Genomic DNA, 15,357 nt, shown 5'->3' on the forward strand with positions numbered 1-15,357 from the left:
CAGCCGTTACGCTGGCCGATCATCGGCGTCCGGCGCCACCGTGCGCTCATTAACCGACGGGATCTCGCATGCTCAAGTCGCAAAGGCTCGCCACGCTTCCGATCGATTCCTACGACTTTACCGAAGAGCTGTCGATCATCGATGCCAACGATGCCGGGGGTGAGTACGACGCGTTCACCTTCGGCTCCTGGTCGGCGCATGTTCTCGCCAACTCCGGGGGGAGCGACGAGGACACGTCCTTCCGGCCCTACGAGGGGCAGCTCGCCCTGACGGAGCTGGGCAGGAAGCTTCCCAACATCATGTCGATCGTCACCGACAACTTCCCCCTCGAAAGGTTGCAGTGGGTACGCATATTCAGCTTGAGCGAGGGAATTCTGGCGCCACACGTAGATTTTCTGGAATTCGCCGAGCCGGGTACGCGGGTTCAGATACCGCTGCGCACGGACGAGGAGTCCCTGCATTCCGAGAATGACATCGTCTATCACCTCCGTCGTGGCGAAGTCTGGAAAATTCACACAACGGTTCCGCACTCGGCCCGGAGTGTCTCGCCGGTCGCCAGGCTTTCTCTCTGTCTTGATTTTGCGGACGCCGAAGACCCGATTGAAATCAAGAACGCCATTCCGTCGGAGCTGCCCGTCCGTATCATTTCGCGCCCGCCGGTATCGGACGCCGAACTGGCGGAACTGCTGTCCTCGGCGGCCGATATGAACGCGGACAGTATGCGCGCCTCCTTCCGGAAGTTCGCGGAGGTGCCCTTCGTGCGCCGGGCCGATGCGACGGCGGCGTTCGACTGGTTCGTCGAGGCCGCCGTGCGCACCGGGAACAACGCACTGGTGGAGAAGGCCAAGGCGTTCCGGACGTACTGCATCGAGAAGCGCGGTTACTGCGAGGCGTTCGAGTGGTGAGGCACCAGGGACAGGGGCTGCGCCCCGGGGCCGGGCAATGCCTTGCGGTCCAGCTTGCCGTTGGGTGAGACCGGCAGTCCCTCCACCAGCCACCAGCGCACCGGCACCATGTAGTCGGGCAGGACCGCGAGCAGCGCCCGGCGCAGTTCCGGGGCCGGCGGCGGAGTACCGGTGAGAGCGGCGTGCAACTCCACCGCCCCGTCGGCCCGCACCACCGCGAACGCCGCGGCGTCCCGGACCCCGGGGAAGTCCGCCAGCCGCGCCTCCACCTCCCGGGGTTCCACGGCATTGCCCCGTACCTTGATCAGGTCGTCCATCCGGCCCAGCAACTGGAGTGTCCGGTCGGCCCGCCACACCCCCCGGTCCCGGGTGCGGTACAGCCGGGCGCCCGGACGGAACGGATCGGGCACGAACGCGGTGCCGCTCAGCTCGGGATCGGTGTACCCCAGGGCCACCCCCACGCCGCCGATGTAGACCTCCCCGACCTCCCCGTCGGGCACCGGCGCGCCCTGCTCGTCCAGCAGATAGATGTAGGTGTTCCACACCAGCGACCCGACCGGTGGCCTCGGTTCGAGATTGCGGTCACCCGCCCTCATCGAGTGGCTGGCCACCATGTGGTTCTCGGCGGGCCCGTAGTGGTTGTGCAGGGTGATCTCCGGCCGGCGCGTCAGCAACCCCTCAAGCGCCGGTGTGACCCGGACCGTCTCGCCCGCGCTGATGATGTGGCGCAGGTCCGCGGCGTGCTCGAAGTTCGTCGGCAGCGTCATGACCACGTCGATGAGCGACTGCGGGAAGTCCACGACCTCGATGCGTTCGGCGATGACGAAATCCATCAAATCCCGTGGATCGCGCCGCACATGAGTCTCCGGGACATGGAGACACCCGCCCGAGGCGAGCGTGTAGAACATCTCCTGGACCGACACGTCGAAGGTCAGCGGAGCCACCTGTAGGACCCGCCGTCCGCGCCCGAGTCCGGAGCCGTCCACCTGCCAGGCGATGAAGTTGGCCAGGCAGCGATGGGTCTGGACGATGCCCTTGGGGACGCCCGTGGAACCCGAGGAGAAGATGACATAGGCGGGGTCCTCCGGCGCCGGCGGCCGGCGGACCGCCGCCGGCACCGGGTCGCCCGCGGAATCCGGTGCCACCAGACACGCCAGATCGGTCACCCGCGTGCCCGGTGCGCTGGTGGTGTCCAGCGCACCGGGATCGGCCAGGACCAGCAGTCCCGCGCTGCTCGCCCGCAGGATCTGCTCGATGCGCTCGGGCGGATACGCCGTGTCCACGGGCAGATAGGCGGCCCCGGCCCGCAGCGTGCCCAGGACCGCCGCGGTGAAGTCGGCTCCCGCCCGCGCCGCGATGAGCACCGTGTCACCGCGCGCGATGCCGAACTCCCGCTCGAGCCGGGCCGCGACGCCGTCCGCGAGACGGTCGAGTTCCGCGTACGTCGTCTCCCGGCCCGGCTCGCGCACCGCGGGCGCCCCCGGGCGCGCGGCCACCTCGCGGTCGATCAGGTCCAGGACCGTCGACACGCCGGTGTCCACCACCGGCCCGGCGTGCCCCGGGGGAGGGGGCCCCGCGGTCATCGCCGGGCCCCGGGCTGCCCGTCCCAGGACCTGGTGACCGCTCCCGGCAAGAAGGAGTAGGGATCCTGCGGGTCGTCGGCGGTGGCCTCGATGGCGATGCGATGGCCGACCCCGAGGTCCCGCGCCAGCTCCTCGAACACCTCGACCATGACGAGGTCCTGGAGCGCCAGGCCCGTCGAGTCGTACACGGTGGTGACCGGGGACAGTCTCTCGTGGGCCTCCGGGTCCTGGAGGAGCTCGGCGAGCGGGCGCCCGATCTCCTCGGGGGTGAGCTGCTGGCAGTCGCCCTCCGCCCTCGCCTGTGCCACATGATCCGGGCAGACGACGGCCTTGCGCAGCAGTTCCAGCGGCAGCTCCGTCTTGCCCGGCATGTCGGAGCCGATGGCGTTGATGTGCACCCAGGGCTTGAGCGCGGTGCCCCGGATGACGGGGCCCTCGTGGGGCGCGACCGAGGTGGCGGTGCACAGCACGTCGGCCCGCTCCTCCACCTCCGCCAACGGCGCGATCCGGACGGCGCCTTCGGGCAGCCGGGACCTGGCCGCGAAGGAGTTCTCCGCCCGCACGTCCTTGTCGCACACCAGGATCTCGGAGAACGTGAAGACCCGTGACAGGGCGTGCAGTTGCGTCACGGACTGCGCGCCACAGCCCACGAGACCGAGTACCGACGAGTCCGGACGTGCCAGCACCCGGCTGGCCAGTGCCGACGCCGCGCCCGTACGGACGGCGGTGGGAAACGTCCCGTCGACGACCGTGCGCAGGTGGCCGTTGTCCGCATCGAAGGCGCACAGGGTGGACAAAATGGTGGGCAGCTGATTCTTGACCGGGTTGTGCGGGTTGTAGCCGACCATCTTCATGGACACCGTGGCGCCGTGCCGGAGCGCCGGCATCCACTCCAGCAGGCCCAACTGCGGCGACTCGATGAGGAATCCGTCCCGCTGCTTCATCTCCACCGGCGCGTCGGGGCCACCGACGGTTTCCAGACGGGCGATCGTCAGATCGTAGAGTTGCCCCAGTCCCACCTTCGCGACGATGGTGGCGATGGCTTCGGCGTCGACTATGAGTGTGCGCTCGGCTTGCAAGGCTCTCTCCTGGTGCTCAGTGTTCGGGCTGGTCCACAGGATGCGAAGAAACAGAGGATGGAGCAGGGGCCGAAGGACCGCGCCCGTGCCAGGACTCCCACAGTCCCGCGTAGGCGCCCCCCGCCGAGACGAGGTCGTCATGGGCCCCCTGCTCGATGATGCGGCCCGCCTCCATCACGACGACACGGTCCGCGTCGTGCGCGGTGTGCAGCCGGTGGGCGATGGCGATGACGGTGCGCCCGCGCAGCACGCCGGCGAGCGAACGTTCGAGGTCGCGGGCGGCTCGCGGGTCGAGCAGCGAGGTGGCCTCGTCCAGCACCAGGGTGTGCGGATCGGCCAGGACGAGCCGGGCCAGGGCCAGTTGCTGGGCCTGACCGGGCGACACCGGGTTCTCGTCGGTGCCCAGCTCGGTGTCGAGGCCGTCCGGCAGCGCCTGGAGCCAGTCCTCGGCGGCCACGGCGGCCAGGGCCGCCGTCACCTGCTCGTCGGTGGCGTCCGGTGCGGCCAGGGCGACGTTCTCGCGCACGGTTCCCAGGAACACGTGGTGTTCCTGGGTGACCAGCGCGACATGGCTGCGCAGTTCCTCCAACGGCAGTTCGTGAACCGGAACGCCGCCCAGCGTGACCGATCCGGTACGCGGCTCGTGAATGCCCGCGAGGATGCGGCCGAGGGTCGACTTCCCGGCCCCCGAGGGACCGACGATGGCGACGCGCTCACCGGCTCCGGTGCTCAGGCTGACGTCCTCGATCACGTCGTGACCGGCGCGGTAGGCATAGGCGATGCCTGACGCGGCGAGCTGGTCGCCTTCGGGCCGCCGACCGGAGCCGCTCTCCGGTCCCGCGCCGGCCTCGACGCCGATCAGGCGGGCCAGGGACGCGTCGCCGACCTGCAACTCATCCAGCCAGCCGAGGAGTTCGTCCAGCGGGTCGATCACGGCCCGGGTGTAGAGGGTCGCGGCGGTCACCTCGCCGAGGGTCACCCAGCCCTGGACGTAGAAGAGGCCGCCGAACAGCAGCGTGGCCGCGACCGGCAGCACATAGCCGAAGTCCATCAGCGGGAACCAGACGCTGCGCAGGAACAGAGTGCGCCGCTCCGCGCCGTTCGCGCGCTCGACGTCCTCGTCCGTGCGGCGGACGCGCGGGGCGGACCGGCGCAGCGACTCCACGGTGCGGGCACCGCTCACCGTCTCGGAGAGCCCCTGGGTGAGGTCGGAGTAGCTGGCCGCCTCGGTCAGGTAGGCATCCCGGGCACGGGCCAGGTACCAGCGGGTCGACCAGACGATGAACGGGACGGCGACGAGGCACGGCAGGACCATGATCGGGCTGGTCACGATCAGGGCCACCAGCGTCAGCGCCACCGACAGGCTCGCCACCAGGATCGACGGCGCCCCCATGCGTACGGCGTTGGAGAGCGAATCCACGTCGCGGGTGCTGCGGGTCAGCAGATCGCCGGCCCCGGCCTTCTCCACCGTTTGCAGGGGCAGTGTCAGGACCCGCCGGACGAACCCCTCGCGGATGTCGGCCAGGATCAGTTCACCGAGCCGGGCCCCCTCGAAGCGGGCGGTGCGCGTGAACACGCCCTGGAGCAGCAGGAGTCCGGCGATCGTCAGCACCATGACATCGACCTGGCCGGTGGTGATGCCCTTCTCCACCTGCCCGACCAGATGGCCCAGGAGGGCCGGCACGACCAGGCCGCAGACCGTGGCGAAAACGAACCAGAGCACGGTTCGCGTCAGCAGGCCCCTATGGCTGCGCACCAGACCTCGTACGTGACGGCGAACCGTCTTCGCGTCGACGACCGGAAGACTCACTGGGCACTCCTCTGAGGGCGGCTGTCGGAAGGGCGGGGGACGGTCACGGTCACGTCTCCTCCCGCATGACGACGGCGGCGTACTGGGAAGCACCGGTGGCGAGTTCACGGTGTGTCCCGGTCACGACGACCTTGCCGTCCTCCACATAGGCGACCTCGTCGGCCTGGTCGAGCAACAGCGGGCTGTTGCTCACGACCACGGTCGTGAGCTCCGCCCTGGACGTGTGGAGCCGTTCGGCGATGACCGATTCGGTGTGCGCGTCCACGGCACTGGTGGGATCCACGAGGACGAGTACCGTGGGTCGCGCCGCCAGCGCGCGGGCGAGCCGCAGGCGCTGCTGCTGGCCGCCCGAGAAGGTGGAGCCCCCCTCGGTGACGACGGTGGCCAGGCCGTCCGGCAGGGCCTCGACGATGTCTTCCGCGTTGGCGTCGTGCAGGGCCCGCGCCCGTACCTGGTCGGAGCGTCCCCCCAGATCCTCGGCCAGGACGCCGGAGAAGAGGGTGTCGTCGTTGCGGGCCACCAGGATGAGGTCCCGCGCCTGCTCCAGCGGCAGCGACTCCAGGGGTACACCGTCGACGGTCACCTCACCCGGGGCGTAGCGCCCGAGCCGTTCGGCGATCTCGGCGCCCTGCTCCGGAGTGGAGGCGGCGATCGCGGTCATCAGCCCCGGCCGGACCAGCAGCCCCGATGCCGCGTCGTACAGGGCGGGCGCCTCGGAGAGGTCGGCCTGTGCCGTACCGGAGGTGGCGTCGGGTTCGAGAGCCAGTACGCGCACGACCCGCTGCGCCGCCACATCGGCGCCGGCGAGCGAGCGCACCGCCGAAGTCACCGTGCGCATCGGCAGCATGAGGAACGCGGCGTATCCGTAGGCCGCGACGAGATCACCGGCCGAGAGGCTGCCTCCGACGGCGAGGCGGGCACCGATCCAGACGACCGCGACCACGAAGATCCCGGGGAGCAGCACCTCGGCGGCGGGCAGCACCGATTCGACCTTCGCCACGTGGACACCGGCCTGCCGCAGCCGCTGCGAGTCCTTGCGGTAGCGCTCGCCGAAGGCGGCCTCGCCGCCGATGCCGCGCAGCACCCGCAGACCGGACACGATGTCACCGGCCCGGTTCGTCAGGTCGCCCTGTAGGTCGCGGTAGCTGCCGATCCGCTTGTGCAGCGGGCTGAGCAGCGGTCCCGTGCCCGCGAGCAGCGCGGGGACGCCGACCAGGACGAGCAGGCCGAGGGTGACCGAGGTGGAGAGCAGCACCACGGCGACGAGCACGACGGTGACCGCGCTGCCGATGCCGCGGGCGACGGCCCCGGGCAGGGCGCCGATGCGGGAGATGTCCGCCGTGCCGATGGCGACGACCTCGCCGGCGGAGATCCGCTTGGGCAGGGTGGCGCCCAGCCGTACGGCCTGCGCGGCGACGAGACGGAATGTCAGGTAGTTGGCCTTGAGCCGGCCGATCGTGTCACAGCGGTGGCGCAGCACGCTGCCGGCGGTGGTCACCAGGGCGAGCCCGATGATGACGCCGGTCCAGACCAGCAGCCGGTCGGTGTCCTTCTCCGACATGGCGTCGATGGCCCGGCCGATGGCGAAGGGGGTCAGGCCCATGCTGGCCATCCACAGGCACCCCCAGAACACCCCGAGGAACAGTGTGCTCGACTGCCTGCCGATCAGCCATCGAAGATAGCTCCGGGGTGACCGGAGGTCCGGATCTCCCAGCTCGGGCAGCGGATTGTTGCTTGGCAATGCGAATTCCTTCGGGGTTGTCCCGTCCCGGCCGGCCGGGACGGTCAGGGGACGGAGAGGTACGGAGATGTCCTGCGGATCGGGGGAACGGATCGGGGGGACGCCCGGGAGCGTCCTCGGTCAGCCGTGGGGTGACAGCAGATCGAGGGTGAACTGCCGTAATTCCTGGATCACGTGATGGGGATCGCTGAGGTGATAGAAGTGGTCCCCGGGGAAGGTCCGTACGGTGCTGGCCCCGGTGGACCAGGCGCTCCACCTGCGGATGTGGTCGGCCGTGACGCCTGCGTCCTCCTGCCCCCGCCACGCACCGAGCGGACAGGGCAGCAGCGTGTCCCCGCCGGGTGGTGTGTAGGAGTCGCAGATGGCGTTGTCGCCGCGCAACGGTCGCGCCACCGCCGCGGCCAGACGACTGTCGGCGCCCACGGCCGCGGGCACGGCGCCTTCCGCGATCAGTTCGGCGACGAGCTGGTCATCGCTCAGCCGAGGTGTGCCGGAGGGCTCACCCTGATCGTCCGGGGCCCGGGAGGCCGAGGCGACGAACCCGCGCGGCCACCGGCCGCGCTCCCGGCCCAGGGCGCGGGCGAGCTCGTACCCCACCAGCGCTCCCATGCTGTGGCCGAACACCAGGTAGGGCAGGTCGATCCGGGCCACGAGCGCCGGCACCAACTCGTCGAGCACCTGCGCCATGCGGGTCGAGGGCTCCTCGCGCCACCGGTTCTCGCGGCCGGGCAGCTGTACGGCCAGCAGCGCGATGTCCGGGCCGAGCGGTTCCTGCCAGGTACGGAACTGATAGGCACCGGAACCCGCGTGGGGCAGGCACAGCAGTACCGCCTTCGCGGTGCGGGGCGGACCCCACTCCATCAATGGCCCCGGCTTCGCCTTCACCGCCGCCCCCGCACATCGTCGGCGAGTGCGCAGAGCATCTCGGGCAGCGCGCTCTCGGCGTAGAAGTGCCCGCCGCGATGACGGCGTACCCGGAAGGCGGCCGTGGTCTCCGCGCGCCAGGCTTCGAGACCGGCGGCTCCGACGTGCGGATCGGCTTCGCCCGCCAGAGCGGTGATCGGACAGGCAAGTGGTGGGGCGGGCCGGTAAACGTGGTTTTCCAGCCATCCGCAGTCGGCGCGCAGGAGGGGCAGCGCCAGTTCCCGCATCTGTGGCTCCGCCGCCACCCAGGCGGGCATCCCACCGAGGGCCACGGCCCAAGCGAGTAACTCCGCGTCGGGGAGGGCGGCCAGGAGCGGGCCGGTGCGGGGCGCCGCGGTGGGGTGGTCCGATCCGGAGACGAACAGCCAGGCGGGCGCCGTGCGGTCGTCCCGTGCGAGCAGCCTGGCGACCTCGAAGGCGAGCAGTGCTCCCATGCTGTGCCCGAACAGTACGACGGACCGGTCCGGCCGCTCGCTCAGGTCGGCCGCGACAGCCGCCGCCGTGGCCTCGGGAGAGATCACGGCGGGCTCGGCTAACCGGTTCTCGCGGCCCGGCAATTGGACCGCCACCACCTCCAGCCAGCCGGGCAGGTGCTGGGACCAGTCGCGGTACGCGGAAGCGGCACCGCCCGCGTGGGGCAGGCAGTACAGGGCGGTGTGCGCGTCCGGCCGCGGGGTGGTGCGCAGCATCGCGCGGGGGCCGTCCGTCGTCCGTGCGTGGGAGGCAGCCATGGGCGCGGGTCTCAGAACCACACGCGCTCGGACCGGTGGCGCGCGGCGCCGCCCGGCCGGCAACTGCATGGCAGCGGCCGGGTCACGACGGGCAGGTGAATGTGTCGTTTCTGAAGGGCAGACACACTGTTTCCCTTGTCAGTCGAAGGTGACGTTCAGTGGTCGGGAACGGCCTGTACTGGCGGCCGGAAATGACATCAACGGCGGACTTGCTGAGGGAAGTGGCTGGGACGGAAGACAGGAAATTCCTCGTGAGTGGGGCTCGATTCGGAAATGCGCATGGCCCCTGGCCCATCGCCGACATTCCTATCATGGGGTGGACGTGGAGTGTCAACAGATAAATAGCGATCGTCCGTTGTGTCCGTCGCCAAGTCGAAGGAGTTGCTGCCGCTGCCCGGTGGCGGATCACTTTTGGGTCCCACCAGGGCAATGACGGCTTTCGAGACGCACGCCGTCGGGCGAGGCGGGGCGGTGTGGTCCGGTGATTCGGTCGCTCGGTGCGGGTGTCGGGCCGAGTGTCACGACCGCCCACATCAAGTTCCGGGCGGGCAAGGGAGCGGGGTGTGAGGGCAGGACGTGAGTGCCGCACTGTCAGGTCATGGTGACTCCTCCGTGAGCGCGGATGCTCAACCACTCGCATTGTGAGTCCTGTTGCCCGGCCACGCGCCCCACCTCCGGTCGGCCGAGTGGCGAATTGGGAATAGTTTCGCCATCCATCAGCGCCCACAATCTGTGTTGTACGTCACATGGTTGAGCCGCGTCGGCCCATGATTCACTGGCCAGGAATTCGCGGTCAGAGGTTGGCCGACCGGGGGCCCTGCCGACGAGGTGTTCGGTGTGAGGAAGAAGTGCCTCTGGCCGGCCGGCGCGCAATGGAGACCCCGATGCCGCTGATCAGGTGTCCAGAACTCCGCCCCGACCGGGGTGTGGGATGAGCACGTGAAGTCCTCGTAGCGATACAGCGCAACGGGGGCTGAGGGGATGTGTGCATGGCGCAGGGCGAACGTGGCGTGGCCGTGGTTACTGGTGCGTCTTCGGGATTCGGCGAGAGAATTGCGCAGCTGTTATCCCGTCGGGGTTATTCGGTAGTGGCTCTGGCCCGCAGAGCGGACCGGCTGAAGACGTTGGCGGACGAGAACTCCACCGGGTCGATTCTGCCGGTGGTGGCCGACGTCCGTGACCAAGAGGGGCTGACCCGGGCCCTGGACGAGCTGCCGCCGGACTTCCGTGACATCTCGGTGCTCATCAACAACGCGGGCCTCTCGCGCGGGTTCGGTCCCCTTCAGTCGGGCAGCGGCGAGTCCTGGCGCGAGATGATCGACACGAACATATCCGGTCTGCTGAACGTCAGCGGCCTGGTGCTTCCCCGGCTCGTCTCCCGCGGCTCCGGGCATGTGGTGAATATCGGCTCCATCGCGGCGAGTTACCCGTACATGGGTGGGAACGTCTATGCCGCCACCAAGGCTTTTGTGCATCAACTGTCGCTGAATATGCGTGTCGACCTCCAGGGCACCGGCGTCAGGGTGAGCTGTGTGGCACCGGGTATGGCGAAGACCGAGTTCGCGAAGGTGCGGTACGACGGGGACGAGCAGCGCGCCGACGCGTTGTACCAGGGCCTTGAGCCGCTCGCGGCCGACGATGTGGCCGAGGCGGTGGCCTGGTGTCTTGCGCAGCCTCCCCGCGTCAATGTCAACATGATCGAACTGATGCCGTCGGAGCAGCACTTCGGGCTCGGCTTCGCCGGTGGTCCAACCGCCCCGCCGGGTGGCGCGGATGACGCGTGAGTCGGTACGAGCAGGCTCCCGGCGCGTGGCCACGCCGGATGTGCTCGTCGCACGACCCGCGCGCCCGGGGGAGGCGGAACAGATCGCTTCGCTCTCCGCCCCCTTCGTCGAGAATGGCCTTTTGATCGCTCGTCCACTGGCCGAACTGACCGAGCGTACAAAGGAATTCGTGGTCGCCTGCGCCGGGGGCCGGCTGGTCGGCTGTGCCGGGGTGGCGCCATCCGGGGAGAGCCTGGTGGTCTACAACCTGTGCATTGCGGCCGACTGGCAGGGCAGGGGTATCGGCCGGCATTTGGTCGGTGTTGCCGAGACCATCGGCAGAGAACAGGGATACAGCTCCCTGCTGGCCCTGACCCGATACGGCGGGGAATGGTTCGGGAAGCTGGGGTTCTCGAAAGTCCCGGCGAGTGAGGCCCGTGACGAATGGCGCGTCCTTTTCCGCCCCGGCCGAGAATCAAGCCTCTATCGATTGAGACTCACCTCCGAGCAGTCCGGAGACTGAAGCACGCCCGTGTGCCGACTCAAGCAGACCTATGGAGTGACACAGTTGATAATCTGCGGGTTGAAACTCACGCATGATGGTGCCGTTGCCCTGCTCGACGACGACCGTCTCGTTTTCAGCGTTGAGATGGAGAAACTGGGAAACGGTCTGCGGTACAGCACCGTTGCCGACTTCAGCCTGATCCCCGGAATCCTCTCCGATTTCGGCTACAAGCCTGAGGACGTCGAACAGTGGGTCGTCGACGGCTGGGACGGAGATGTTTCCGGAACAGTGGCCCTGCTCGACCAGGGGGAGCCCACGGAGATCGTGGTCGGTCCCTACCGGGAGTCGGCGGCGTGCCCGGCGCTCGATGCGCCCAGTGTCTCGGGCACGTTCCCGATGGACGGCCGGACCTACCCCTACACCAGTTACCCGCACGCCGCGGGACACGTGGCCAGCGCCTATGTTTCCAGTCCCTTCGCGCAGCGCGACGAAGGCTCCTTCGTCCTGGTCTGGGACGGCGGTCTCTTCCCCCGCCTCTACTGGGCGGACCCGCGCGGCGGCGTGCAGAACCTGGGCGAACTCTTCCCCCTCATCGGCCATGCGTACGCCATCGCGGGACACCACTTCGGGCCCTTCCGTAAAACCGTCCAGTCACCCACGGTCGACGACCTCTCGGTCGCCGGCAAGCTCATGGCGTACATCGCGCTGGGGCGGGCGGACGAGAGTGTCGTCACGGTTCTGCGCGAGGAGTTCCACCGGGTCTTCGAGAGCGATGAGCCGGCCGCCGTGGAGTACCGCGCGACGGTCGGCGGGTACGGCAGCCTCTTCGAGCGGTCCGTGGCCCCCGTGCACGAGTTCTTCTCCGCGGTCCGCGACCGGGTGTCGCGGACCGGGGTCAGTGACGAGGACGTGCTGGCGAGCGTGCACGCCTTCTTCGAGGACCTCCTCGTCGAGCGCATCACCGCCAAGGTCCGCGCCGCCAAGGGCGAGGGCCCCTGGAACCTGTGCTTCGCCGGTGGCTGTGCGCTGAACATCAAGTGGAACAGCGCGCTGCGCGAGGCACCGGACTTCCGTGACGTGTGGGTCCCGCCGTTCCCCAACGACTCCGGCTCCGCCATCGGAGCGGCCGTTCTGGGCCGGGCGCAGCGCGACGGCCTGGCAGCGCTCGACTGGAACCCCCGCCTTGGTCCGGCCCTGACGCCGTCACCCGAATTGCCCGCCGGCTGGTCGACGTCGGCGTGCACCGCGGAGGAACTCGCGGCGATCCTCCATGAGTCCGGGGAGCCCGTGGTGGTGCTGCACGGACGGGCCGAACTCGGTCCTCGCGCACTCGGCGGCCGCAGCATCCTGGCGGCCCCCGTCAGCGCGTCGATGAAGGACGAGCTGAACCGGGTGAAGGACCGCGAACCGTACCGGCCGGTGGCCCCCATCTGCCTGGAGACGGAGGCGCCGGGGATCTTCGCCCCCGGCACACCGGACCCGCACATGCTCTTCGACCACGAGGTACGGGCGGACTGGGTGGACCGGATCCCCGCGGTCATCCACCTCGACGGCACCGCGCGGCTCCAGACGGTCGGCCCGGCGGACGACGACCTGCTCTTCACCGTGCTGTCCGCCTATCACCGGCTCAGCGGCGTTCCCGTGCTCTGCAACACCAGCGCCAACCTCAATGGGCACGGCTTCTTCCCTGATGTGGCCTCCGCCGCCAAGTGGGGCAGGGTCGCCCGGATCTGGAGTGACGGGACGCTGTATCAGCGGACCGACGGCCCAGCCGAGGCGTGATAACGGAGGTACACCCCGACCCGGCCGCCCAGGACACGGCCGAGGCCCTCGTCGCCGCCCTGCCCCGGATCAGGGCACTGCACGGCCGGACCGTGGTCGTGGTGGCCGGGCACCACGTGCTCGCAGACGAGGAACTGCGGTATGCGTTCTGCGGTGACATCGGGTTCCTGCGGTACAGCGGGGTGAGGACCGTCGTGGTGCACGACGGCGGCCCTCACCTCCCGGCCTGGGTGGACGACGACCCGGCCGCGCTGCGCAGCCATGTCGCGGGACATGTACAGCGAGAACTGGTGGGAGGCATCAACGACCACACCACGCTGGCGGTCGGCCTCACAGGTGAGGACGGCCGCACGCTGGTGGTCCGTGACGGAGAGGACGTACTGGTCGATCCGGGGGTACTGCGCGTGTTCCTCGACAGTGGCCGCATCCCGGTGGTGTCGAGCATCGCGTACGGCAAGGACGGCGGCATTCACCACCTCGCCGCGATACCGGCGGCCACCGCTCTCGCCCGAGCGCTCGACGGCACCCTGCTGTTGCCGGCCGAAGCCGGAGGGGCGCGGCCGGGAGCCGCGGCCTTCGTCGACATGGCTGTACCGCACGCCGTGCTGAGGCATCTCCATCGCCTGGGATGACGGCGTTGCGGTACCGGGACCGGGGCGCTAGGAGCGGGGTGCTCGCCGCAGGAGCAGGGTGACGAAGCCGAGCGTGCCCCGGTAGCCGTGGAGCCAGGCGTCGCGATGCCCGGCCGCGGCTCCCAGCGCCTGGCCCCGGTCCGGGTGCTGCGGGTTGTCGAGAGCCCAGCGGGAGAGCGATCCGGTCCAGGACCACTCGTAGTCGTCCCACTCCCGGAGGGTGCTGACGTGCCCGTAGAGCGGCACCCAGCCGTCGGCCATGATGCGGTCGACCGTTGTCGCCAGGCAGTCGTAGTCCTCGACGGCGAAACCGGCGTCGAGGGTCCGCTGGCCGGGTTCCCGCTCCCAGAAGCACTCACCGAGGAGAACGCTCCCGCCCGGGGCGAGATGGCTTTCGGCGGCCTTCAAGGCAGGGGCGAGACCGCCGAAGGCGTGGGCGGCACCGATGCTGAGAACCAGATCGTATGCGTGCGACGAACTGAACTGGGCGGCGTCCTGGACGTGGAAGGCGATCCGGTCACCGAGCCCCGCCTCGTCGCAGCCGCGAACGGCGGCGGCCACGGCCTCCGCGTCATTGTCGACGCCGTCGGCGCGCAGACCCGGGCGAGCCGCCAGTGCGCGCATCAGCCAGGTGCCCGAGCCGCATCCGAGGTCGAGCAGCCGGGCCTCGCCGCTCGGCAGGGACCGGTCGAGGAGCGTATGCACGGAATCGTCGCTCAGCGGCGCGGCGATGGGATGGTCGGTATGCGCGAGGGAACTGATCTGTCGGCGGTGCATGACCGGCATCCTGCCTCCCACCCGCCCCAAAGCCCTTGAGGCTCTCCGACAAATGTCCGGAACACGCGGTGGCCCGCGTTCGAACGCCATGAACGGTGAAGGCGACCCCGCACCGCTCCTCCGGTCACAGTGACGGTGGCCCCGCGCGGCTTCCGACAGGCGTTGCCTGGGCTGGCGTCGGCGTCGGCGCCGCGGAGGCCCTGAAGGCCACCTCGGAGCGCGTTCACGAGGACGGTGGGGTAAGCCCGTCCAGAGATCGGCTTCCTGTTCCGCCTGTTCCGCGGCGGCCTGGACGAGTGCGGTGGCTTCCGGCGGAAGCGCCAACACATACGTCTTTGTTGAGCTCTCCGGAAAGGCACCGCTCCGTACCGGTCAGAAAGACGTACGACGTGCACCACCTCATGCAACCTCCCCCAAGCACGACGCTGCGCAGAACCAGATCTGGCCGGGGATCGTCTCCCTCGTGCTCGACCTGCTGACCTGGCCGGCGACGCTTGTCCTGGCTGACGACACCCACCGCTGGGAGCCCACGACGCTCCTCCTCCATCCGCCGCCGCGCACGCTGTGAGCACCAGTCGCCGCCACTGGGCTCCGCCTGCCGGCCCGATGGCCCTGGACCGATCACCACCTACGCGATCGACAGGCCCCACGTGCTGCCGAACCCCGGCTGACGAGCCACTTCGACCGTTCGACGACCCTCGCCACCACACCGACAGCGGAACCCGCCGCCCAACCGACGCGACGGCCAGGCCCGCAACCCGTCCCAGCGCCGAAAAGACCCGGCCACACAAACGCAGAGCCCCCGCCGGCGAGCAGCGGAGGCTCAGGAACGATCGAGGCCGGTGGTCCGAGACAGCTCGAACCACCGCGGACGTGGCCCCCCAGTCGTGCTGCACCCATGGGATCGTGTAAGTTCTTCGAGTTGCCGCGGAACCGTCAGGTTCCACGGTGGCCATCCCGCCGCTTCAGCGGCACACCACTACTGCACGGTCCCTCAACGGGAAGAATTCCGGCATGCCGGAATTCGGACCGGGACTCGATTATGAGCCGCCGAGGAATTCCGCTAAAGTAGTGATCACGCCGAAAGGCGAAACCCCGTCCGACGGGTAATCGGAACCGAATTCG

The 15,357-nt window shown here is 69.5% G+C and carries 12 protein-coding genes; 5 read left to right on the forward strand and 7 right to left on the reverse strand.

Annotation, left to right across the window (positions count from 1 at the left end; translation table 11 throughout):
• Nucleotides 1-68 precede the first annotated feature (68 nt).
• A complete protein-coding gene (locus ACLJWH_RS38860; RefSeq protein WP_411146533.1) occupies nucleotides 69-905 on the forward strand; it encodes a putative nonproteinogenic amino acid hydroxylase in 837 nt (278 codons plus the stop codon).
• Here the strand turns inward: ACLJWH_RS38860 and ACLJWH_RS38865 are convergent.
• The 6 genes from ACLJWH_RS38865 to ACLJWH_RS38890 all read right to left on the reverse strand — a co-directional run bounded on the left by ACLJWH_RS38865 (nucleotide 881) and on the right by ACLJWH_RS38890 (nucleotide 8,773).
• A complete protein-coding gene (locus ACLJWH_RS38865) occupies nucleotides 881-2,449 on the reverse strand; it encodes an amino acid adenylation domain-containing protein (RefSeq protein WP_411146534.1) in 1,569 nt (522 codons plus the stop codon). The genes ACLJWH_RS38860 and ACLJWH_RS38865 overlap by 25 nt on opposite strands.
• 35 nt (nucleotides 2,450-2,484) lie before the next feature.
• Nucleotides 2,485-3,567: an ornithine cyclodeaminase family protein gene (locus ACLJWH_RS38870; protein WP_411146535.1), complete on the reverse strand. Its 1,083-nt coding sequence runs from the start codon at nucleotides 3,565-3,567 to the stop codon at nucleotides 2,485-2,487.
• A gap of 16 nt (nucleotides 3,568-3,583) precedes the next feature.
• On the reverse strand, nucleotides 3,584-5,377 hold the full coding sequence (locus tag ACLJWH_RS38875; RefSeq protein WP_411146536.1) for an ABC transporter ATP-binding protein: 1,794 nt from the start codon (nucleotides 5,375-5,377) through the stop codon (nucleotides 3,584-3,586).
• 49 nt (nucleotides 5,378-5,426) lie between these two features.
• Entirely contained in the window at nucleotides 5,427-7,118 is a 1,692-nt protein-coding gene (locus ACLJWH_RS38880) for an ABC transporter transmembrane domain-containing protein (protein ID WP_411146537.1), read from the reverse strand.
• A 120-nt stretch (nucleotides 7,119-7,238) separates the two neighbouring features.
• Nucleotides 7,239-7,979 carry a thioesterase II family protein gene (locus ACLJWH_RS38885; protein ID WP_411146538.1) on the reverse strand — a complete coding sequence of 247 codons (741 nt, stop codon included), beginning with the start codon at nucleotides 7,977-7,979 and terminating at the stop codon, nucleotides 7,239-7,241.
• Nucleotides 7,980-7,999: 20 nt separating this feature from the next.
• Nucleotides 8,000-8,773 carry a thioesterase II family protein gene (locus ACLJWH_RS38890; RefSeq protein ID WP_411146539.1) on the reverse strand — a complete coding sequence of 258 codons (774 nt, stop codon included), beginning with the start codon at nucleotides 8,771-8,773 and terminating at the stop codon, nucleotides 8,000-8,002.
• A 989-nt stretch (nucleotides 8,774-9,762) separates the two neighbouring features.
• Between ACLJWH_RS38890 and ACLJWH_RS38895 the strand changes: the two genes are divergently transcribed.
• From ACLJWH_RS38895 to ACLJWH_RS38910, 4 genes are read left to right on the forward strand one after another with little or no spacing between them, the layout of a single operon-like run.
• Nucleotides 9,763-10,557, forward strand: coding sequence for an SDR family NAD(P)-dependent oxidoreductase (locus ACLJWH_RS38895; protein WP_411146540.1), 795 nt, complete (start codon nucleotides 9,763-9,765; stop codon nucleotides 10,555-10,557).
• Between the two features lie 25 nt (nucleotides 10,558-10,582).
• The gene (locus ACLJWH_RS38900) at nucleotides 10,583-11,059 is read left to right on the forward strand and encodes a GNAT family N-acetyltransferase (RefSeq protein ID WP_411146541.1); all 477 of its coding nucleotides are present in this window, start codon (nucleotides 10,583-10,585) and stop codon (nucleotides 11,057-11,059) included.
• Nucleotides 11,060-11,119: 60 nt separating this feature from the next.
• Nucleotides 11,120-12,823 carry a carbamoyltransferase N-terminal domain-containing protein gene (locus tag ACLJWH_RS38905; protein WP_411146542.1) on the forward strand — a complete coding sequence of 568 codons (1,704 nt, stop codon included), beginning with the start codon at nucleotides 11,120-11,122 and terminating at the stop codon, nucleotides 12,821-12,823.
• Complete coding sequence (locus tag ACLJWH_RS38910; protein WP_411146544.1) at nucleotides 12,820-13,455, forward strand: hypothetical protein; 636 nt, start codon at nucleotides 12,820-12,822, stop codon at nucleotides 13,453-13,455. The genes ACLJWH_RS38905 and ACLJWH_RS38910 overlap by 4 nt, the downstream gene beginning before the upstream one ends.
• Nucleotides 13,456-13,482: 27 nt before the next feature.
• Here ACLJWH_RS38910 and ACLJWH_RS38915 read toward each other — a convergent pair whose 3' ends face one another.
• Nucleotides 13,483-14,232, reverse strand: a complete 750-nt coding sequence (locus ACLJWH_RS38915) for an SAM-dependent methyltransferase (protein ID WP_411146545.1) — start codon at nucleotides 14,230-14,232, stop codon at nucleotides 13,483-13,485.
• Between the last annotated feature and the right edge of the window lie 1,125 nt (nucleotides 14,233-15,357).

This window comes from Streptomyces sp. x-80, from assembly GCF_046549095.1.
Lineage (GTDB): Bacteria > Actinomycetota > Actinomycetes > Streptomycetales > Streptomycetaceae > Streptomyces > Streptomyces celluloflavus.

Bases quoted from the DNA above. Each gene is read 5' to 3' on its own strand.
- ACLJWH_RS38860 (WP_411146533.1), top strand. From the start codon at position 69: ATGCTCAAGTCGCAAAGGCTCGCCACGCTTCCGATCGATTCCTACGAC.
- ACLJWH_RS38885 (WP_411146538.1), bottom strand. From the start codon at position 7,979: ATGGAGTGGGGTCCGCCCCGCACCGCGAAGGCGGTACTGCTGTGCCTG.
- ACLJWH_RS38890 (WP_411146539.1), bottom strand. From the start codon at position 8,773: ATGGCTGCCTCCCACGCACGGACGACGGACGGCCCCCGCGCGATGCTG.
- ACLJWH_RS38895 (WP_411146540.1), top strand. From the start codon at position 9,763: ATGGCGCAGGGCGAACGTGGCGTGGCCGTGGTTACTGGTGCGTCTTCG.
- ACLJWH_RS38915 (WP_411146545.1), bottom strand. From the start codon at position 14,232: ATGCACCGCCGACAGATCAGTTCCCTCGCGCATACCGACCATCCCATC.